The organism is Nocardia sp. NPDC056000, from assembly GCF_042269265.1.
Lineage (GTDB): Bacteria > Actinomycetota > Actinomycetes > Mycobacteriales > Mycobacteriaceae > Nocardia.
The window spans coordinates 745,518-764,076 of sequence record NZ_JBHJXS010000002.1 but is presented as its reverse complement, the minus strand read 5'-3'; the positions used below and the strand labels follow the sequence as shown (position 1 = coordinate 764,076).

Annotated in this window: 17 protein-coding genes; 6 read left to right on the top strand and 11 right to left on the bottom strand. The window is 67.5% G+C overall.

Translation table 11 applies throughout. The annotated features are described in order from the left end of the window. Positions 1 to 90: 90 nt before the first annotated feature. A complete protein-coding gene (gene guaA, locus ACFC4D_RS08115; protein WP_375963306.1) occupies positions 91 to 1,656 on the bottom strand; it encodes a glutamine-hydrolyzing GMP synthase in 1,566 nt (521 codons plus the stop codon). Between the two features lie 209 nt (positions 1,657 to 1,865). On the opposite strand from guaA, the gene ACFC4D_RS08110 reads away from it, so the two are divergent. Beyond that, entirely contained in the window at positions 1,866 to 2,717 is an 852-nt protein-coding gene (locus ACFC4D_RS08110; RefSeq protein WP_375963304.1) for an alpha/beta fold hydrolase, read from the top strand. 80 nt (positions 2,718 to 2,797) lie between these two features. Here the strand turns inward: ACFC4D_RS08110 and ACFC4D_RS08105 are convergent, their stop codons facing one another. Next, complete coding sequence (locus tag ACFC4D_RS08105) at positions 2,798 to 3,931, bottom strand: GuaB3 family IMP dehydrogenase-related protein (RefSeq protein ID WP_375963302.1); 1,134 nt, start codon at positions 3,929 to 3,931, stop codon at positions 2,798 to 2,800. Positions 3,932 to 4,068: 137 nt separating this feature from the next. Next, positions 4,069 to 5,613 (bottom strand): IMP dehydrogenase, encoded by a 1,545-nt coding sequence (guaB, locus tag ACFC4D_RS08100; protein WP_364640620.1) that lies wholly within the window; start codon positions 5,611 to 5,613, stop codon positions 4,069 to 4,071. A 276-nt stretch (positions 5,614 to 5,889) separates the two neighbouring features. Between guaB and ACFC4D_RS08095 the strand changes: the two genes are divergently transcribed. Then, positions 5,890 to 6,303 (top strand): DUF5319 domain-containing protein, encoded by a 414-nt coding sequence (locus tag ACFC4D_RS08095; RefSeq protein WP_067561879.1) that lies wholly within the window; start codon positions 5,890 to 5,892, stop codon positions 6,301 to 6,303. 127 nt (positions 6,304 to 6,430) lie between these two features. Here ACFC4D_RS08095 and ACFC4D_RS08090 read toward each other — a convergent pair whose 3' ends face one another. The 3 genes from ACFC4D_RS08090 to ACFC4D_RS08080 form a co-directional block, all read right to left on the bottom strand. Beyond that, positions 6,431 to 7,567, bottom strand: a complete 1,137-nt coding sequence (locus ACFC4D_RS08090; protein ID WP_375963298.1) for an anti-sigma-D factor RsdA — start codon at positions 7,565 to 7,567, stop codon at positions 6,431 to 6,433. Further along, on the bottom strand, positions 7,560 to 8,141 hold the full coding sequence (locus tag ACFC4D_RS08085) for a sigma-70 family RNA polymerase sigma factor (protein ID WP_364640628.1): 582 nt from the start codon (positions 8,139 to 8,141) through the stop codon (positions 7,560 to 7,562). Before ACFC4D_RS08085 ends, ACFC4D_RS08090 begins: the two co-directional genes overlap by 8 nt. A 156-nt stretch (positions 8,142 to 8,297) precedes the next feature. After that, positions 8,298 to 9,287 (bottom strand): hypothetical protein, encoded by a 990-nt coding sequence (locus tag ACFC4D_RS08080; RefSeq protein ID WP_376062193.1) that lies wholly within the window; start codon positions 9,285 to 9,287, stop codon positions 8,298 to 8,300. 610 nt (positions 9,288 to 9,897) lie between these two features. Here ACFC4D_RS08080 and ACFC4D_RS08075 point away from each other — a divergent pair. The 3 genes from ACFC4D_RS08075 to ACFC4D_RS08065 all read left to right on the top strand — a co-directional run bounded on the left by ACFC4D_RS08075 (position 9,898) and on the right by ACFC4D_RS08065 (position 11,522). Continuing rightward, entirely contained in the window at positions 9,898 to 10,191 is a 294-nt protein-coding gene (locus ACFC4D_RS08075; RefSeq protein WP_067561966.1) for a WhiB family transcriptional regulator, read from the top strand. Positions 10,192 to 10,645: 454 nt separating this feature from the next. Further along, positions 10,646 to 11,209 (top strand): sigma-70 family RNA polymerase sigma factor, encoded by a 564-nt coding sequence (locus ACFC4D_RS08070; RefSeq protein WP_364640635.1) that lies wholly within the window; start codon positions 10,646 to 10,648, stop codon positions 11,207 to 11,209. A 1-nt stretch (position 11,210) separates the two neighbouring features. After that, on the top strand, positions 11,211 to 11,522 hold the full coding sequence (locus ACFC4D_RS08065; RefSeq protein WP_375963293.1) for a hypothetical protein: 312 nt from the start codon (positions 11,211 to 11,213) through the stop codon (positions 11,520 to 11,522). Positions 11,523 to 11,800: 278 nt separating this feature from the next. On the opposite strand, the gene groL is transcribed toward ACFC4D_RS08065, so the two are convergent. Beyond that, entirely contained in the window at positions 11,801 to 13,408 is a 1,608-nt protein-coding gene (groL, locus tag ACFC4D_RS08060) for a chaperonin GroEL (RefSeq protein ID WP_364640641.1), read from the bottom strand. Positions 13,409 to 13,540: 132 nt separating this feature from the next. After that, positions 13,541 to 13,843, bottom strand: coding sequence for a co-chaperone GroES (gene groES, locus ACFC4D_RS08055; RefSeq protein WP_067818842.1), 303 nt, complete (start codon positions 13,841 to 13,843; stop codon positions 13,541 to 13,543). Positions 13,844 to 14,425: 582 nt separating this feature from the next. On the opposite strand from groES, the gene ACFC4D_RS08050 reads away from it, so the two are divergent. Next, the gene (locus tag ACFC4D_RS08050; protein WP_376062192.1) at positions 14,426 to 15,904 is read left to right on the top strand and encodes an Hsp70 family protein; all 1,479 of its coding nucleotides are present in this window, start codon (positions 14,426 to 14,428) and stop codon (positions 15,902 to 15,904) included. A 407-nt stretch (positions 15,905 to 16,311) separates the two neighbouring features. Here the strand turns inward: ACFC4D_RS08050 and tsaD are convergent, their stop codons facing one another. Genes tsaD through tsaB form a run of 3 tightly spaced genes read right to left on the bottom strand, consistent with a single transcriptional unit; the run spans position 16,312 to position 18,541 of the window. Next, positions 16,312 to 17,343, bottom strand: coding sequence for a tRNA (adenosine(37)-N6)-threonylcarbamoyltransferase complex transferase subunit TsaD (gene tsaD, locus ACFC4D_RS08045; RefSeq protein WP_376062191.1), 1,032 nt, complete (start codon positions 17,341 to 17,343; stop codon positions 16,312 to 16,314). Next, positions 17,340 to 17,852 (bottom strand): ribosomal protein S18-alanine N-acetyltransferase, encoded by a 513-nt coding sequence (gene rimI, locus ACFC4D_RS08040; protein WP_364640650.1) that lies wholly within the window; start codon positions 17,850 to 17,852, stop codon positions 17,340 to 17,342. The genes tsaD and rimI overlap by 4 nt, the downstream gene beginning before the upstream one ends. Then, a complete protein-coding gene (gene tsaB / locus ACFC4D_RS08035) occupies positions 17,849 to 18,541 on the bottom strand; it encodes a tRNA (adenosine(37)-N6)-threonylcarbamoyltransferase complex dimerization subunit type 1 TsaB (RefSeq protein WP_376062190.1) in 693 nt (230 codons plus the stop codon). Before tsaB ends, rimI begins: the two co-directional genes overlap by 4 nt. Positions 18,542 to 18,559 lie beyond the last annotated feature (18 nt).

Below are 18,559 nucleotides of genomic sequence, written 5' to 3'. Positions count from 1 at the left end.
CGCCTAACCGGACTGCCCTCCGAGAAGGCAGAAGGCCCCTCGCCAGTACGGCGAGGGGCCTTCGTTATGCGTCAGGAAAACCTGCCGCACTCACTCCCATTCGATGGTGCCCGGCGGCTTGCTGGTCACATCGAGCACTACGCGGTTCACGTCCGCGACCTCATTGGTGATGCGGGTGGAGATGCGCTCCAGCACCTCGTACGGCAGGCGCGTCCAGTCCGCGGTCATCGCGTCCTCACTGGAGACCGGGCGCAGCACGATCGGATGACCGTAGGTGCGGCCGTCGCCCTGCACGCCGACACTGCGCACATCCGCGAGCAGCACCACCGGGCACTGCCAGATCGACTTGTCCAGACCGGCGGCGGTAAGTTCCTCGCGCGCAATGGCATCGGCCTGACGCAGCAGATCCAGGCGGTCCTGATTCACCTCGCCGATAATGCGGATGGCCAGACCCGGACCCGGGAACGGCTGGCGCGCAACGATTTCCTCGGGCAGGCCGAGTTCACGGCCGACCGCGCGGACCTCATCCTTGAACAGCAGGCGCAGCGGCTCGACCAGCGAGAACTCCAGATCGTCGGGCAGGCCGCCGACGTTGTGATGGCTCTTGATATTCGCGGTGCCGGTGCCGCCGCCGGACTCGACCACGTCGGGGTAGAGGGTGCCCTGCACCAGGTACTCCACCTTGGTCTCGCCCTGCTCGCCGACCACCTCGGAGACAGCGTCCTCGAACGACCGGATGAACTCCCGGCCGATGATCTTGCGCTTCTCCTCCGGATCGGTGACGCCCTTGAGCTCACCCAGGAACTTGTCCACAGCGTCAACGGTGACGAGCTTCGCGCCGGTCGCGGCCACGAAATCCCGCTGCACCTGCTCCCGCTCACCCGCGCGCAGCAGACCGTGATCGACGAACACACAGGTCAGCTTGTCGCCGATGGCACGCTGCACCAGCGCCGCCGCCACCGCGGAATCCACACCACCGGACAGACCACAGATGGCATGCCCGTCACCGACCTGCTCGCGCACCTGATTGATCAGCGCCTCAGCGATATTCGACGCCGTCCACGCCGCCGGAATGCCCGCGATCTCATGCAGGAAGCGGCTCAGAATCTGCTGACCGTGCGGCGAATGCAGCACCTCGGGGTGGTACTGCACACCCGCGAGGCGGCGCTCCAGGTTCTCGAACGCCGCGACCGGCGCGCCCGCGGAGGTGCCGGTGACCTCGAAACCGGCCGGGGCATCGGTGACCGCGTCGCCGTGGCTCATCCACACCGGCTGCCGAGTGGGCAGGCCGCCGTGCAGAATGCCGCCGTCAACGCTCAACTCGGTGCGGCCGTACTCCCGCGTCCCGGTATGCGCGACGGTGCCGCCGAGCGCCTGCGCCATGGCCTGGAATCCGTAGCAGATGCCGAAAACCGGCACATCCAGATCGAACAGGCGCGGATCCAGCTGCGGCGCGCCCTCCGCGTACACACTGGACGGACCACCGGAGAGAATCACGGCGAGGGGCTGCTTCTCCGCGATCTCCTCGACGGTGGCGGTATGCGGCACCACCTCGGAATACACGCTCGCCTCGCGCACCCGGCGCGCGATCAATTGCGCGTACTGCGCACCGAAGTCGACAACTAGGACTGGTCGCTGGGTATCTGCCACCGTCATAGTCTAAAGAGCGACATAGGACACAGCGGACCCGCCTCTCCCAGCAAGAAGTCGCCTCGATCGGAACGAGACGAGGGGTCGTTTTCGACGGCGCAAGGGCCTTCCGGCCTCGAACTTCCGGGCACTCCTGTCCCGGGTCGCGGGCCGTGCGGCACCGGCCGCGTACAAAGCGACCGTTTTTGTCAGAGCGTCTGGCTATCCTCTATCTCGTGCCATTCGCCCGTGCGATCGATGCAGAGATCCACTACGAGGACAGCGGGGGCGAGGGTCCGGTACTGCTTCTCGGGCACGAATTCCTCATGGACAGAACGATGTTCGCGTCGCAAAAGGCGGCGTTGACACCGGAATTCCGATTGGTCACATGGGATGCCCGCGGCCACGGCGACACTCGCGACGAGGGTCTGCCGTTCACGTATTGGACCTGCGCCCGCGACGCGCTCTCCGTACTGGATCAGCTAGGCGTGGAAAGGGCCGTGCTGGGCGGGATTTCGCAGGGCGGCTTCATCGCGCTGCGCACCGCCCTGCTGGCCCCCGAACGCGTCTCCGCCCTGGTGCTCGTCAGCGCCGAGGCGCATGAGCCCACCGCCACCGAACTCGACAATGCCCGCAAGTTCCTGGACAAATGGCAGGACGACGCCTCCCGCGCGGCCCTGGCCGATCATCTGGCGCGCTCACTCATCGGCGATGACAGGTGGTATCGCTCGGTCTGGGTGCGGCACTGGCTCGCCCGCGACCCGCACGCCACCGAGATCGCCGCGGGAGCCCTACTCAGCCGCGACTCGGTCCTGGACCGACTAACCGAAATCACCTGCCCCACACTGGTTATCCACCCCACCCGCAGCGGTATCCCGCGCTCGCACGCCCGCACCCTGGCCGACCGCCTCCCGACGGCCCACTACCTCGAACTCGACGGCGGCCACCGCACCGTCAACATGACCCATCCGGCAGCCGTCAACTCCGCCATCCAGGATTTCCTGCGCGAACACATCACCCCCCGCCCCCTCTCCTCCCCCCGAGTCCGCACCGGCGAAGTACCCATCCCCCGCAAAACGCCCCGCTGACAAGGGATTTCGACTCCCGGAAACGACTTCGCCCCCGACCCGCGAATACGCGGACCGGGGGCGAAGCTTCAAAGCTCTACTCAGGCGCGAATATTGAGGCCGACCTTCTGGAACTCCTTGAGGTCCGAATAGCCGGTCTTGGCCATCGCACGGCGCAGGCCGCCAACGAGATTCAGCGAACCGAAGGGGTCGTTGGACGGGCCGTCCAGGACCTGGGACAGCGGGACACGCTCCTCGTCGATGGCGTAGGGCAGCAGCGCGCCACGCGGCACGGAGGGATGCGCGGCGGCGGACGGCCAGTACCAGCCCGCACCGGGGGCCTCCTGGGCCAGCGACAGCGGCACACCGAGCATGACCGCGTCCGCACCGCAGGCGATGGCCTTGGCGATATGGCCGGAGGTCAGCGTCTCACCGTCGGCGATGACATGCACGTAGCGGCCACCGGTCTCGTCCAGGTAATCCCGGCGCGCGGCGGCGGCATCGGCGATGGCGGTCGCCATCGGAACCCGAATGCCGAGCACCTCATTGGTGGTCGTCGCGCCCTGCAGGGAGCCGTAGCCCACGATGACACCGGCCGCACCGGTGCGCATCAGGTGCAGCGCGGTGCGGTGATCGCTCACGCCGCCCGCGACCACCGGCACATCCAGTTCGGCGATGAAGGTCTTGAGGTTCAGCGGCTCACCATCGCCGACATGCTCGGCGGAGATGATGGTGCCGTGCACGACCAGCAGGTCGATTCCGGCCTGCACCAGGCTCGGGGTGAGCGCGCGCGCGTTCTGCGGGCTGACCCGCACCGCGGTGGTGACACCGGCACCGCGCACCTCGGCGACCGCGGCGGCGAGCAGTTCGGGCTGCATCGGCGCGGCGTGCAACTGCTGCAGCAGCTGCACCGCGGCCTCGGTGCCCTCCTTCTCGGCCACCTCGGCGAGCTGCTGGATCTTGGCCTCGACATCGGCGTGCCGGGCCCACAGGCCCTCACCGTTGATGACGCCCAGGCCGCCGGCCTTGCCCAGCTCGATGGCGAAGCGCGGAGACACCAGCGCATCGGTCGGATGCGCCAGGAACGGAATCTCGAAGCGGTAGGCATCGAGCTGCCACGCGACGGACACCTGCTTCGACGAACGAGTCCGCCGGGACGGCACGATGTCGATATCGTCCAGTTCGTAGGTGCGCCGGGCGGTCCGGCCCATGCCGATCTCGACCATATCGCGCATAGCGAGTCAGTCCTCTCTGTATCCGATTGCCGCCGAAGCACTTCGGCGAAGGTCACGCCGAACGGCGCCGCACACCGCCCTCTCCGCACGAAAGCCCCGGCGGGAAACCGGGGCGACGTGCGAAGAGAGCGCGGCAATCACGCTCGGGTGGTGTAGTTGGGGGCCTCGACGGTCATGGTGATGTCGTGCGGGTGCGATTCCTTCAGGCCCGCCGCCGTGATCTGAACGAACTGCGCCGCCTGCAGATCCGGAATCGTCTGTGCGCCCGTATAACCCATGGCGGCGCGCAGGCCACCCACCAGCTGGTGGATCACCTGGTCCAGCGGTCCGCGGAACGGCACCCGGCCCTCGATGCCCTCGGGCACCAGCTTCTTCTCGGACAGCACATCGTCCTGGAAGTAGCGGTCCTTGGAGTACGACTTGGCCTCGCCGCGACCCTGCATGGCGCCGAGCGAACCCATACCGCGGTAGCTCTTGAACTGCTTGCCGCCCACCAGGATCAGCTCACCCGGGGATTCGGCGGTGCCCGCCAGCAGCGAACCCAGCATGACCGTGCCCGCGCCCGCGGCGATCGCCTTGGCGATATCACCGGAGTACTGCACACCGCCGTCGGCGATGACCGGCACGCCGTGCGGCGCGCACGCGGCGGTGGCCTCGAGAATCGCGGTGATCTGCGGCGCGCCGACACCGGCGACGACACGCGTGGTGCAGATGGAGCCGGGGCCCACACCCACCTTCACCGCGTCCACCCCGGCCTCGACCAGCGCCAAAGCGCCTGCGCGCGTGGCGACATTGCCGCCGATGATCTGCACCCGGTCACCGACCTCGGCCTTGACCTTGGCGACCATCTGCAGCACGCCCGCCTGATGCCCGTGCGCGGTATCGACCACCAGCACGTCGACACCGACATCGGCCAGGGTCATGGCGCGCGTCCAGGCGTCCTCGCCGACACCGACCGCGGCACCGACCAGCAGGCGGCCGTCGCGGTCCTTGGTGGCGTTCGGGTACTGCTCGGTCTTGACGAAGTCCTTGACGGTGATCAGCCCGCGCAGCTTGCCATTTCCGTCCACGATGGGCAGCTTCTCCACCTTGTGGCGGCGCAGCAGGCCCAGCGCGGCCTCGGCGGTGACACCCTCCTGGGCGGTGATCAGCGGGGCCTTGGTCATGATCTCGGCGACCGGCCGGTTCTGATCCACCTCGAAGCGCATATCGCGATTGGTGATGATGCCGACCAGCTGGCCCGCGTCATCCACCACCGGCAGACCGGAGATGCGGTAGCGCGCGCACATGGCGTCGACCTCGCCGAGCGTATCGGTGGGACGACAGGTGACCGGATCGGTCACCATGCCCGCCTCGGACCGCTTCACGGTCTCGGCCTGCGCCGCCTGCGCCTGCACCGACAGATTGCGGTGCAGCACACCCATTCCGCCCGCACGCGCCATGGCGATGGCCATCCGCGCCTCGGTGACGGTATCCATGGCGGAGCTCACCAGCGGCGTGCGCAGTGAGATTTCCCGCGTGAGACGGCTCGAGGTGTCCACCGCGCTCGGAATCAGATCCGAGGCGGCGGGCAGCAGCAGCACATCATCGAAGGTGAGGCCGAGCATCGCGACCTTGTTCGGATCGTCTCCGCCCGTATGAGGGCGGCCGGCGTTTCGTTCGCCCGTAACGGGACTGCTCATCGGATCGACCCCTCCTGGAGCTCGGCACAGTCCCCCCGCCGAATCCCGGCGGACGACTGGATGAATGACAATGCCGGTGTTTGCCACCCGGCCTTTGGTCAACCATGGTATCCGGCGCACAATTCCAATCGGCAGCCACGCCCGGCCGCTGCGATGTCCCGGAACCGGGCAGAGTGATGTCCCAGAATGCCCGGTGTGTGTTTCGACACCAGACAACTGAGGGCAAATACTTAACAGCGCTGGCGCAGACCCCCTCTTTCTGCGTACCGTGGGACTGTGCGTGACCATCTACCACCTGGCTTGCCGCCGGATCCATTCGCCGGAGATCCCTCCGACCCGTCGGCCGCGCTCGATGCCATCGAGCCGGGGGAGCCGCTGGATCCTCACGAGCGCCTAGCGGTCGAAGAGGATCTCGCCGACCTCGCGGTATATGAGGCATTGCTGGCCCACCGCGGAATCCGCGGACTCGTGGTCAGCTGCGAGGACTGCCGGCAGGACCATTACCACGATTGGGATATGTTGCGCGCCAACCTCCTCCAGCTACTGGTGGACGGCACGGTGCGCCCCCATGAACCCGCCTACGACCCCACTCCCGAGGCGTACGTCACCTGGGATTACTGCCGCGGCTACGCCGATGCCTCGATGAACGAGGCGCTGCACGGCGACGGCTTCGACGGCTTCGACATCTAGTACGGCGAAAGGGCCTGCGTTCCAATGGAACGCAGGCCCTTTCCGGTACGAGAAAGCCGACTCCATCTGGGTCGGCCATTCATTTATGCCTGTAGCTCTTCCCGGCTCACTCGGCAGCACACCGTACTCACCGCGGACCGCCCGACAGCGGCGGAATGACCGGAGCCTGCGTGGGCACCTGCGTCGGCGGCACGGGCACCTGTGACACGGGCTTCTCCACCGGAGGCTGGGTGACCGGCTGCTGACCGCCCGCGGGCGCCGTGGTGGCCGGAGGGGCCCCCGTCGGCAATCCCGCGGTGGTGGTCGGCGCGCCGCCGCCCGGCGGGGTGGCCGGATCGGTGGGCTCGGTCGCCGGTTGGGACGGCAGCGTCACCGGCGGCGTGGCCGGCAGGGTGGTCGGACCGCCCGTGGACGGTCCCCCGGTACCCGGCTCGGTGCCGCTGATGCGCGGATCGATCGTCGGCTCGGTGCTGCCACCGCCGGTGCTGCCCGGCACCGTCGTCGGCGCCACGGTGGCGCCCGGAAGCGTCACCGCGGGTTGACTGGTGACCGGCGGCTTACCCGTCGGCGTCGGCATCAACGAGGTGGCGAGATCCGGGTTGATCTTGGACAGCGAGGCAACCACCTGCTGCCAGCGATCCTGCAGATCGTCCTTCTTGCCGTTGTCGTTGACCTGGCTGACATTCGCCGACGCCCGCTCCAGCAACGCCTTGGCCTGCTCCGGCTTGTTCTGATTGATCAGATCCTGAGCCTGCGCCAAATCGCTGTCGGCACGCGAGACCACCGTGCTCTGCGCCTGCTCGCTGAACACGACCTCCTTGACCCGCCACAGCGGATCACCCGGATTCGCGTTGTACGAGAAGGCCGACAGCCCGCCGATGATCAGCGCGAGAGCGGCGGCCGACCCCAGAATGGGTCGCAGTAGCCGTAGTCGCCCGCCCGACTGTGCGCCGATGCGCGCGTCCCGGGCGCCGATCTCCTGATTGACCGCGGCAACGATGGTGTCCAGATCCGGTCCGGCCGGCATCGGCTCGTCCAGAATCTCCGCGCGCCAATTCGCGAGCAACGCCGCGAGTTGATACTCCTCCGTGGTGCCCGTCTGCACGGGACCGTCGCCGGAGATGGCATCGATCAGCGCGTCGTCACGGCGTACAGCCGCGATATCCACCGGCCCGGTGTCACCGGACGCCTCGGCGTAGGGACCGCTGTCTTGCGATCCAAGCCGCTTCCAGTCGCCCCGACCGCGCTCGCCATCCCTAGCCATACATTTCACCTGCCCTCGCCACTTGAGACTTGAGTTTCGCGAGCGCCCGATGCTGGGCCACTCGTATAGCACCTGCCGTACTGCCCACGGCAACTGCGGTTTCTTCGGCTGACAAACCCATGACCAAGCGCAGGATGAGGATCTCTCGATGCTTCTCCGGAAGCGTCGCCAGCAGAGAGTTCATCTGCCGGCTCGTCTCCGATTCGAGAGCCCGCTGTTCCGGCCCCTGGTCGGTGGATATGACATCCGGTACTTCGGCCATGGCATCCGCTTTGTTACGGGCGGCATTGCGATGAGCGTCGGCGACTTTGTGGGAGGCGATTCCATACACGAAAGCCATGAACGGTCTGCCCTGGTCCTGATAACGCGGCAGGGCTGTCATGACGGCCAGACAAACCTCCTGCGCCACATCGTCGGCGGAGAGCTGACCTCGTTCGGCCGACCCGATGCGCGCACGGCAATACCGCACCACCAAGGGGCGGATGCTCTCCAGTACCTGGGCTAGAGCGGACCGGTCGCCCTGCGCTGCGGCAGCGACGACAGCTGGGTCCAACTCCTCACCCGCGTTGTTCATCGTCAGAGCTGTTCCTGGCGTTACGAGTGGCACCGTGGCTGGAAGACCGGTGCTTCCGCGGAGGGGCGGAACGGTCCAACAATAGCGGCTGACGTATTCGAGTCAGCCGTTACGGGGTCAGTCTCGGGGACGACTCAGGGAGCTCTCGGGGACCGCTCAGGGACGGGCGAGAGTGTCGCTCGCCGAACGGAATCGACCTCCGCGAAATATCAGCAATCGCTCGCACTCGGAAGCCGCTGCGGCGCCGCCGGATTCGGGATCGATACCCGCGCGCAGCATGGCGCAGGCCCAGCGCAGCGGCAGCAGTTCGAATTCCCGCGTCTGCGTATCGACCTGGGCCGCGAGGGCGCGGGATCGATCGAGGTCGCCGGCGGCGGCACTGGCGGCGGCCAGCAATAACCGGGATTTCACCCGATGCCGTTGCGAGGGTGCCTGTTCAGCCAGGGCGAGCGCGGTCTCGGCATGTGCGAGAGCCGGATCCGAGGCATCGGATCGAGGGTTCGCGATGCCGGGACCGTCTTCGATGCTTTCGGGTGCGGAGATCAAACCGGCGCCGGGGGCCGACAGCGCGGTCTCGGCGGACACCCAGTGCAGGCGAATGCGCTGTCGCCACAGGGTTTCCGGATTCCGCGACCGCGTTTCGAGTTCACCCGAAAGGCTTTCGAGCCGGTCTCGGCAACGCCGCAGCAGCCGGGCGGCGAGCTCGGGACGCGCGGTGCCGAGGGCGTCCGCGGCCAGACCGGTCAACGCATCGCAAACCGCTTCGGCGCGGGCGATATCCGACTCGAGGATGATCCGCGCGGGCGTGTCGTGGTTTTCGGCGCGCCCGGCGGCGGGGGACGCGGACAGCACCAGGGCGGCGGCGCGGCCGTCGGCGACGGCGGCGCGGGCATGCCAGCCGAGCTGGCGCAGCAGTGAGCCCTCGAGGCTGTGCGTGAGTGAGCGCAACACCGGATCGGTGGCCGACACGCGGACGCGGCGGAGTTCGGCGCGCGCGGCGGCGTAATGCCCCGCACCGCCGAGCGCGACCGCGCGCAGCCAACTCTCGGTGGCGTCGGCGGGAGCGGGCAATCCGATAGCAGCGCGGGCGGGCGTACCGCCGAACGCGGTATCGGCCAGTAGTGAGTTCACTTCGAGCACAGGCACTGCCGCACTGTAACCAGTGCCGCCGGAGTTGCGTTGGGCTGACATAGCACAGAAGTGCAGCTACCTCTCAGCATTCATCAATGCCTTTGTGTTTCCACTCCGTAAATCTGTGCTCGCTATCGCCTAGCACGCCCGTAAGGAATTCGTATGGCGTTTCGCGTTATTAACCTGAGCGCCGCGAAGTGGCCATCTCGGTCGCAGTCGATGCGCGTGACGCAATGGCTGAGATCACGCTGATCCCGATGCGGGCATAGCCGGGGCCGAGTGGATTACCGTAGGAAAAGCACGCCCTATCAGGCATTTTGACGAGTCACATCGGCTATCGAAGCATGGCCGGGCTACTGGGCAACCGATCAGTATCACCACAGTGGCCCTACTTTGTAAATAGCTACGATGTTAATTCTCTAATGCACTGGTATTTGAATCCGGATGGATCGGACTATTGACGCGAATTCATTCTCCGACCTAACGTACGACATCGCCGCCGTTGGCGCCGTGTGAAATTACGGCCCCTGCGGAGTGCGATCGCCGGGACCCGGTGATGCGGCCCACTGTTTGCCACCAGCACCGCTCGACAATGCCGACGAGCTCGCACCAAGAGGAGTTCACCATGCCCATGCCAACCCACCTCCCTGGTCCGAACGCCGATGTCTGGGACTGGCAGATGCGCGGGTCCTGCCGCGGACAGGATTCGTCGGTGTTCTTCCATCCTGACGGCGAACGTGGCCGGGCGCGCGCCCAGCGCGAAATGCGCGCCAAGGAAGTCTGCCGGTCCTGCCCCGTCCTGCTGCAGTGCCGTTCGCACGCCCTGAAGGTCAGTGAGCCCTACGGAATCTGGGGCGGAATGTCCGAGACCGAGCGTGAGATGCACGCGCGCCGCAATCGCCGCCGGGCGGTCGCCTAGACCCCGCGGCCGAGTGCCGCGAGCACTCCTGTGACGGCTGTGCACCAGCGATGCGCACGAGGCGTGCGACCTCGTTACCGCTGCACACGCCGGGTGTGAGTTCAGAAATTTTCCCATCCGCGCGGCGCGGCGTGCCGAATGCCTAGCAAACAACCGGCCACTGGTACAGCCGGAGGCGGTTGTGACTGGCAAAGCTTCGGCGATTCTCAAATGCTCCGGCGCGTCTTCGCGTGTCCTGCGATCAAGCAGGTTTGGGCGAGTCGGGACAAAACGGAAAACCGCTGCGCGCCAACCGTTTTAGCCGATACCCCCACGCGAAAGGAGGTTATAGCGGCAGGCTACCCTCGTGGCCGATGACACAGAACGGAGCGTTGTGACAGCGCGGCCGCCGGCCGCAGAGGGCGACTCGTTCCAGAGTTCCAGGGACGGGCGGACGGCGTCAGCCGACTCTGCGATGACGGCGCGCGCAGCCGAAAGCCTCGAACTAGCCGCACTTCTACAGCGCTGCGGGCAGTCCGACGAGCCGGCATTCGCCGAGCTCTACGACCGCACCTGCGCTCGGGTGTTCGGGCTGGTCCTACGGGTGCTACACGATCCGGGGTATGCGGAGGAGACCACTCAGGAGGTGTACCTCCAGATCTGGCGCACCGCGGCCAATTTCGATCCGGCCAAGGGTTCCGCGGTCACCTGGCTCATGACGCTGGCGCATCGCCGCGCGGTCGACCGCGTGCGGGCCGAACAGGCGCACGCGCAACGCGAAGTCGCTTACGGCACCAGTACTTTGGGTAACGAATTCGACGAGGTCACCGAAGAGGTGGGTCGACGGCTCGAACAGCAGGCGGTGCTGCAGGGGCTGGCCACTCTGACCGAGACCCAGCGGGAAGCCATTTCGCTCGCCTACTTCGGCGGACGCACATATGCCGAGGTGGCAGCCTATCTGGGCGTAGGGTTACCTACCGTTAAGTCCCGTATTCGGGATGGACTGACACGACTCAAGAAAAGTTTGGGAGTGACGTGAGATGAACGAAAGCCAGATCGATCTCGCGCACACTGTCGCGCTGGGATCGATCGGCGACGAAGATCAGCGCGCGGTGCGGGAATTACTGGATACCGACGATCCGGTACTGCGCGCGGCCTTCACCCAGGAAGTGCAGCACACCCGAGAGGCCCTCGCCCAGCTGGCGGACACGGCGGCCACACCGCCCCCGCCCGCACTCCGCGAACGCCTTCTCGCAGCCGTAGCAGCAGACCAGGCGCCACCGACCGCAATCCACCACAATCGCCCCGCGATCCACCCCGCCAACGGCCGCAGCCGCGCGATTCGCGACTAGCCCGTTCGCTCCGCAATCCAGGGCATCCGCCCAGTCCGTTCCCACCCCGGACCGCTCCGCCCTTCCCGCGTGAAATCTTCATGCTCCCGCGAGGCCCCCGGACACCCGTCCGGGGGCCTCGTCGCGTTATACGACGACGAACCCCGCTACGCGGGGCATCGGCACAGCATCGAGCGTCCGGCAGCGAGCCGGGGCATCAGCCAATGACAAGGCCCCCGGACACAGTTCGTGTCCGGGGGCCTCGGTCCGTGCTCAACCGCGAAGTGCGGCGGTCACTTTCAGTGCGAGTGGCCGTGGTGGGCGTCGGCCGGCTCCTCGGCCGGCTTCTCCACGATGGCGGACTCGGTGGTCAGGACCATGCGGGCGACCGAGATGGCGTTCTCGACCGCGGAGCGGGTCACCTTGACCGGATCGATGACACCCTCCGCGACCAGGTCGCCGTAGGTCAGGGTGGCGGCGTTGAAGCCGTCCTTGCCATCGGTGACCTTGGAGACCACGACCGCGCCGTCGACGCCCGCGTTGCTGGCGATCCAGAACAGCGGGGCCAGCAGCGCGGCGCGCACGACCTCGACGCCGACCGCCTCGTCACCGGTCAGCGACGCCTTCAGGTCGGCCAGCTGCGCGGCAGCCTGCACCAGGGCGGTGCCGCCGCCGGGGACGATGCCCTCGGCGACCGCGGCCTTGGCGGAGGAGACCGCGTCCTCGACGCGGTACTTGCGCTCCTTGAGCTCGGTCTCGGTGGCCGCGCCGACCTTGATGACGGCGACGCCGCCGGCCAGCTTGGCCAGGCGCTCTTCCAGCTTCTCGCGATCCCAGTCGGAATCGGTGTTCTCGATCTCCTTGCGCAGCTGCGCGACCCGGGCCTGGATGGCGTCGGCGGTGCCCGCGCCCTCGACGATGGTGGTCTCGTCCTTGGTGACCACGACGCGACGGGCCTTGCCCAGCACCTCGAGGCCCGCCTCGCGCAGCGTGATGCCCAGATCCGGGTTGATCACGGTGCCGCCGGTGACGATGGCCAGATCGTCCAGGAACGCCTTGCGGCGGTCACCGAAGAACGGGGCCTTCACGGCAACGGCCTTGAGGGTCTTGCGAATCGCGTTGACCACCAGGGTGGACAGCGCCTCGCCCTCGATGTCCTCGGCGATCAGCACGACCGGCTTACCGGATTCGGCGATCTTCTCCAGCAGCGGCAGCAGATCCGGCAGCGAGCTGATCTTCTCGCGGTTCAGCAGGATCCAGGCATCCTCCAGGACGGCCTGCTGGGTCTCGGGATCGGTGACGAAATACGGGGACTGGTAGCCCTTGTCGAACTGCACGCCCTCGGTGATGGCCAGCTCGGTCTGGGTCGAGGAGGACTCCTCGATGGTGACCACGCCGTCCTTGCCGACGGTGGTGAGCGCCTTGCCGACCAGCGCGCCGATCTCCTCGTCACGCGAGGACACGGTGGCAACCTGGGCGATGGCCTTCTCGCCGTCGACCGGGGTGGCGGCGGCCTGCAGGGCGGCGGTGACCGCGTCGGCGGCCTTGCTCATGCCCTTGCCCAGGGTCATCGGGTTGGCGCCCGCGGCGATGTTCTTCAGGCCGCCCTTGATGAGCGCCTGCGCCAGCACGGTGGCGGTGGTGGTGCCGTCGCCGGCGACATCGTTGGTCTTGGTGGCGACGCTCTTGACCAGCTGCGCGCCCAGGTTCTCGAACGGGTCCTCGAGATCGATGTCGCGGGCGATGGTCACACCGTCATTGGTGACGGTCGGTCCGCCGAAGGACTTGGCCAGCACCACGTGCCGGCCGCGCGGGCCCAGGGTGACCTTCACGGCGTCGGCGAGCTTGTCGACGCCACGCTCCATGGCGCGACGAGCCTTCTCGTCGAACTCGATCTGCTTTGGCATGTGTGTACCTACTCCTGAAGTGGTTGGGGGAGAACGCACTCCGCCCCGGGTCGGTAGCTGTTAAGCGCGACGCCGGGGCGGTGTAGCCGGGGGTTTCGGGGGCGAAGCCCCTGTGAGGCCCCGGTTTTGGCGTTACTTGGTGACGACGGCCAGCAGGTCGCGCGCCGACAGGATCAGGTACTCGCCACCGTTGTACTTGATCTCGGTGCCGCCGTACTTGCTGTAGATGACGACGTCGCCTTCCTTGACGTCCAGCGGGATCCGCTTCTCGCCATCTTCGTCCCAGCGGCCGGGGCCGACGGCGATGACGGTGCCCTCCTGGGGCTTCTCCTTCGCCGTGTCGGGGATGACCAGGCCGGAGGCGGTCGTCGTCTCGGCCTCGTTGGCCTGGACGAGGATCTTGTCCTCGAGCGGCTTGATGTTCACGCTCGCCACGTTGAGCCCTCCACTTTTCAGGGTCTTCGCGCCCGGGGCGGTTCCCCGGGCTCACGGTTTCGGTCACGTTTGCTGACGCTGCGCATAAGCCCCGTCGTCGCGGGTGCCGGGACCATGACCCAGTGCCACCTAGCACTCTATACACGGGAGTGCCAGCGCTCAAGGCCAGGCTCTGCTATCGGCCGTGGCCGACGCATCGCCATCCTCGCAGGCAATACGACACGCCGAGTGGAACGGCCGGGGAATCTGAGGGCTTCCAAAGAAATACGAAAATCTGTAACGTTCGGATAACGGATTGTGACACCATTGACGACGGCCGCGTGGCAGGGCCGCATCAAGTCCGTCACGACACCGGTCGAACACAGTTACACAGTTGCTTTGCTTCACCCCACTGCGCGCGAAACCGCGCAGAGCTGAGACGAGAGCCTTACCGCAAGTGATCGCTGGCTGGTCCCGACGCCCCATCGGACAAGGGCCCCGCCGGATCCGTAGCTCCGGATCGTCCGTCATCAACGTGACGGTGTCGGAGTCCGTTCGAGATGGTCGTCTACACCAGGACCATCCGCTCGAAGGGAGGTGAAAATGCGAACATCCCTCGGCATCTCCGCCGGGAGCGAGGTGGTGTGCTCGGCGACGGTCGCCACCACCCCGAACGGTCTGCAGAACTTCGACTATCGAGTCGTCACCGCGGATACGGCCCACAGCGATCTCGGCGATCTGGTGGCCTCCTCCATCGAGTTGATGACCACCCAGATCCCCCGCGAGACAGTGCATCCCGTAGGCACCCACCCGGCCGCGCTGGCTGCGGCGCACAATTACGCGGCGCCGGGCGCGCCCGGTGATATCGCGGTCGCCTACCGGGACCGGGAACAGGCTCAGATCATCCGTTCGGCCATCGGCCGGCAGCGCCGGGATGTGCGTCTCATCCCCGAAAGCACAGCGGCACTGACCTTTCTGCGGCATACCGGTCTACTGGACCGCTACCAAACGGTCGCCGTCCTCGATCTGGGCGCCACCGGAACCACGGTCACCGTTGCCGATCACGCCGACGACACCGTGTTGCGCTCCGAGCGCACCGGAACCGTCAGCGGCAATGCCGTGGACGAGCTGATCCTGCAGCATCTGCTGGACTGCCACCTGGCCCGGCGCGGCACCCGCCCGAATCGGGGCATGCTGCTCAATCGGTCGCGCGCGGCCAAGGAGCATCTGTCCATCGCGCCCGCGGTGACCATCGACCATGTGGCCGGGCAACCGCTCAAGCTGACCAGGGTGGACTTCGACGAGCTGGTCTCGGATCTCATGCGCGAGCTGGCCGTGTTCGCGCGCGCCGTCTTCGCGCGGGCCCCGAAATTCCCCGAGGTGGTGGCCGTCATCGGCGGCGGCGCGAATACCCCCGCGGTACTGGCGAATCTGCAGCATCAACTGGACGTTCCGGTGCTCACCGTGCCCGAACCCGAGGCCGCGATCGCCAAAGGCGCGGCGCTGGTGGCGGATTCGGCGACGCCGAGCACCTTCCCGGTGATCAGCCGCGGTTCGGACGCGCCGCTGGGCACCTTCACCAAGCTGGCGGGCACCCTCGCTGGCGCGATCGTCGTGGTCGGGCTGATCATCGGCTACGGCGTCAAAGAGCTCGTCCCCGAACCGCAGGGCACCAATTACTCGCCCAGCACCACCGGCGTGCAGCAGCCGGTGCTCTCCACCACGCCGCCGAGCGGCCCCACTTCCGGCGCACCCGCGCCCGCCAATCAGAGCCCCTCGCATCGCAGCACGCCCGCGACGACCCCCACTCCGGGTCAGTCCGGTGCCACCCCGAGTACGGTCCCCACCCCCGCGACCAGCATCGCCCAGCCGCCGCTGCGTCCCGATCCGGGCCTACCCCAGATTCCCTTCCCCTCGGATCTCCCCCGCCTGCTGGGACCGCTGCTGGGCACCAGCCTGCCGCCCTCGGATCTGGTCGAGCCGACCAATCCGACAAGCACTCCCGGTTCCACCACTCCGGGTCTGCCCCGCAATAATTCCGGTTCCTCCGGCACCACCACCCTGATTCGCCCCACCGATTAGCCGCCGCGCCACCCACCCAATTTGGGTGGCTCGCAATTCACGCGGCCCGCAATTCGCGATGCGAGCGAATTCGGTGCGACCCATAACCCTCTCATCGCCCCGATCACCCGACCCGTTGCAATTCCTGACGGCTATCGGCGTGGCGAATCGCCGTCCCTGCCACCGGGGTGAATCTCGCCCCGGTTTCTCGGGGCGCGGAAAGCTCTGGCTGGAGGGCGAATTCGCGCGCCACTAGCGTCGCTGCGGGGAACAGGTCCCCCGGGGATGGGAGTGGTGATGCGGGTCAGGAACACGCGGGTCAAGAATGTGATGCTCGGGCTGATGGCGGCGGCCAGCCTCGCGCTGTCGGTGCTGTCGACCGCGCCGTGGCCCTGGTGAGCGTTCGCCCTCCCCGCGGGATTTCCCGCTCAGAGTTGGCTGGTGGAGACGGGCAGGCCCGGGTCGGTGGCGACGGTGAGTGCGGAAGGGGTTGCGCCGCCCGCGATTACGTGGGCGCCGAGGGTGGCGATCATGACGCCGTTATCGGTGCACAGGCGGGGTTTGGGGACGCGCAGGGTGATGCCCGCCGCGGTGCAGCGTTCCTCGGCCAGCGAGCGGATGCGGGAGTTGGCCGTCGCGCCACCGCCGAGGACCAGGGTGTCGAGGCCGTTGTCCTGTACGGCGCGAACGGCTTTCATGGTCAGGACGTCGGCGACGGCTTCCTGGAAGGAGGCGGCGATATCCGGGATGGGGAGTTCGCGGCCGTCGCGCTGGGCGGCTTCGACGTAGCGCGCCACCGCGGTCTTCAGTCCGGAGAACGAGAAGTCGTAGCGCGGATCGCGGGGTCCGGTCATACCGCGCGGGAAGGCGATGGCGTGCGGATCGCCTTCGGCGGCAATGGCATCGAGCACCGGTCCACCCGGGTAGCCGAGGCCGAGCAGCCGCGCCACCTTGTCGAAGGCTTCCCCGGCGGCGTCGTCGACGGTGCTGCCGAGTTCCACTATGGGCTTGGCCAGATCGTCGATCTTCAGCAGATGGGTGTGCCCGCCGGAGACCAACAGTGCCACGGCGGGCGGCATCGGCCCGTGCTCCAGGGTGTCGACGGCGACATGCCCGCCCAGATGGTTCAGCGCGTAGAACGGGATATCCCACGCCGCCGCATAGGCTTTCGCGGCCGCGACGCCGACCAGCAGCGCACCGGCGAGCCCGGGTCCGATGGTGACGGCGAGCGCGTCCGGCTTCTCGATATCGGCGGCGGCGAGCGCGCGGCGCATGGCGGGCACGATGGCCTCAAGGTGGGCGCGCGAGGCGATTTCGGGCACCACGCCGCCGAACCGCGCGTGCTGATCGACGCTGGAGGCGACCTCGTCGGCGAGCAGTTCGCAGCTGCCGTCCGGCAGTCGCCGCACGATGCCGACTCCCGTTTCGTCGCAGGAGCTCTCGATACCCATGACGATCATGACAAGACCTCTGTGTCCTCCGGGAACCCGGCGTCCTGGGTGTACCCGGCCATGGCGGGCTTGCGCATGGTGTACGCGTCGGCGCCGCTGGGCTGGTAGTAGTTCTTCCGCAGCCCGATGATGTGGAAGCCGTACTTCTCGTACAGGGCGATGGCGGCGGTGTTGTCGGTGCGCACCTCGAGGAAGACCGGTCCGCCGCGGCGTCCGGCTTCGGCGAGCATGGCGTGCAGCAGTTGGGTGCCGACGCCGCCGCGATGCAGTTCCGGGTCGACGCCGATGGTGTGGATTTCGGCTTCGGGCTGATCGTCGGTGCCCAGCAATGCGATTCCGGCGTAGCCGATCATGCGGCCGTCGGCGTCGCGCGCGGTGATGTACCGATTGTGTGAGGCGGCCAGCTCGGACAGGAACGAGACCTCATGCCACGGATCGTCTTCCGGGAAGAGCAGCTGTTCGAGTTCGGCGCAGCGCACGGCATCGGCCGGCCGCATCGGTTCGATGCGGATGGTCATCGGCCCACCTGCGCATAGCTCTTCTCGACCGCGTCGGGGCGGCGCAGGTACAGCGGCACCAGTGGTTCGGGGGTGACTCCGGCGAGGATGTCGCGGGCGGCGATGCGCACCAGCCCGGACGGTGACGGGGTTTCCACCGGCAGTACGGGCAGATCGAAGTAGTCGACGTGCGAGGCGGATCCGGCGATGACGGTCGCGGTGCCCGGATCGAGATCGGCGGGCTTGCTCACTTCCGGACCTTCGACGCGACCCTCGGCGCGGTAGCGCGCCCAGTACACCTCGCGGCGGCGAGCGTCGGTGACGACGAGCAGTTCCACCGGTTCGGCCGGATCCCGCAGGTAGCTCTCGGTGTCGGCGGCGATGGCGTCGAGGCTGCACACGCCGTAGACCGGTATGCCGAGCGCGTCGGCGAAGGCGCCGGCGGTAGCCATGCCGACGCGCAGACCGGTGAACGGTCCGGGTCCGATACCGGCGACGACGGCGTCGATCTCGGCTCTGGTGCGGCCGGATTCGGCGAGGCAGGCCAGGATCTGCGGGGTCAGCACCTCGTTGTGCGCGCGTGCGTCCACGGTCACCTGGGAGGTGATCGTGGTGATGCGAGGTGCGTTGTTGCCCTCGTCCGCCGGTTCGAGTTCCACCAGTCCCGCCGTGACGGCAGGGGTCGAGGTGTCAACAGCCAGTACAAGCATGATTGGCCTAACGATACC

Bases quoted from the DNA above. Each gene is read 5' to 3' on its own strand.
- ACFC4D_RS08105 (WP_375963302.1), bottom strand. From the start codon at position 3,931: ATGCGCGATATGGTCGAGATCGGCATGGGCCGGACCGCCCGGCGCACC.
- ACFC4D_RS08075 (WP_067561966.1), top strand. From the start codon at position 9,898: ATGCCCATGCCAACCCACCTCCCTGGTCCGAACGCCGATGTCTGGGAC.
- tsaD (WP_376062191.1), bottom strand. From the start codon at position 17,343: ATGATCGTCATGGGTATCGAGAGCTCCTGCGACGAAACGGGAGTCGGC.
- ACFC4D_RS08065 (WP_375963293.1), top strand. From the start codon at position 11,211: ATGAACGAAAGCCAGATCGATCTCGCGCACACTGTCGCGCTGGGATCG.
- tsaB (WP_376062190.1), bottom strand. From the start codon at position 18,541: ATGCTTGTACTGGCTGTTGACACCTCGACCCCTGCCGTCACGGCGGGA.
- groL (WP_364640641.1), bottom strand. From the start codon at position 13,408: ATGCCAAAGCAGATCGAGTTCGACGAGAAGGCTCGTCGCGCCATGGAG.
- ACFC4D_RS08085 (WP_364640628.1), bottom strand. From the start codon at position 8,141: ATGAACAACGCGGGTGAGGAGTTGGACCCAGCTGTCGTCGCTGCCGCA.
- guaB (WP_364640620.1), bottom strand. From the start codon at position 5,613: ATGAGCAGTCCCGTTACGGGCGAACGAAACGCCGGCCGCCCTCATACG.
- ACFC4D_RS08070 (WP_364640635.1), top strand. From the start codon at position 10,646: ATGACGGCGCGCGCAGCCGAAAGCCTCGAACTAGCCGCACTTCTACAG.
- ACFC4D_RS08050 (WP_376062192.1), top strand. From the start codon at position 14,426: ATGCGAACATCCCTCGGCATCTCCGCCGGGAGCGAGGTGGTGTGCTCG.
- guaA (WP_375963306.1), bottom strand. From the start codon at position 1,656: ATGACGGTGGCAGATACCCAGCGACCAGTCCTAGTTGTCGACTTCGGT.
- ACFC4D_RS08090 (WP_375963298.1), bottom strand. From the start codon at position 7,567: ATGGCTAGGGATGGCGAGCGCGGTCGGGGCGACTGGAAGCGGCTTGGA.
- rimI (WP_364640650.1), bottom strand. From the start codon at position 17,852: ATGACCATCCGCATCGAACCGATGCGGCCGGCCGATGCCGTGCGCTGC.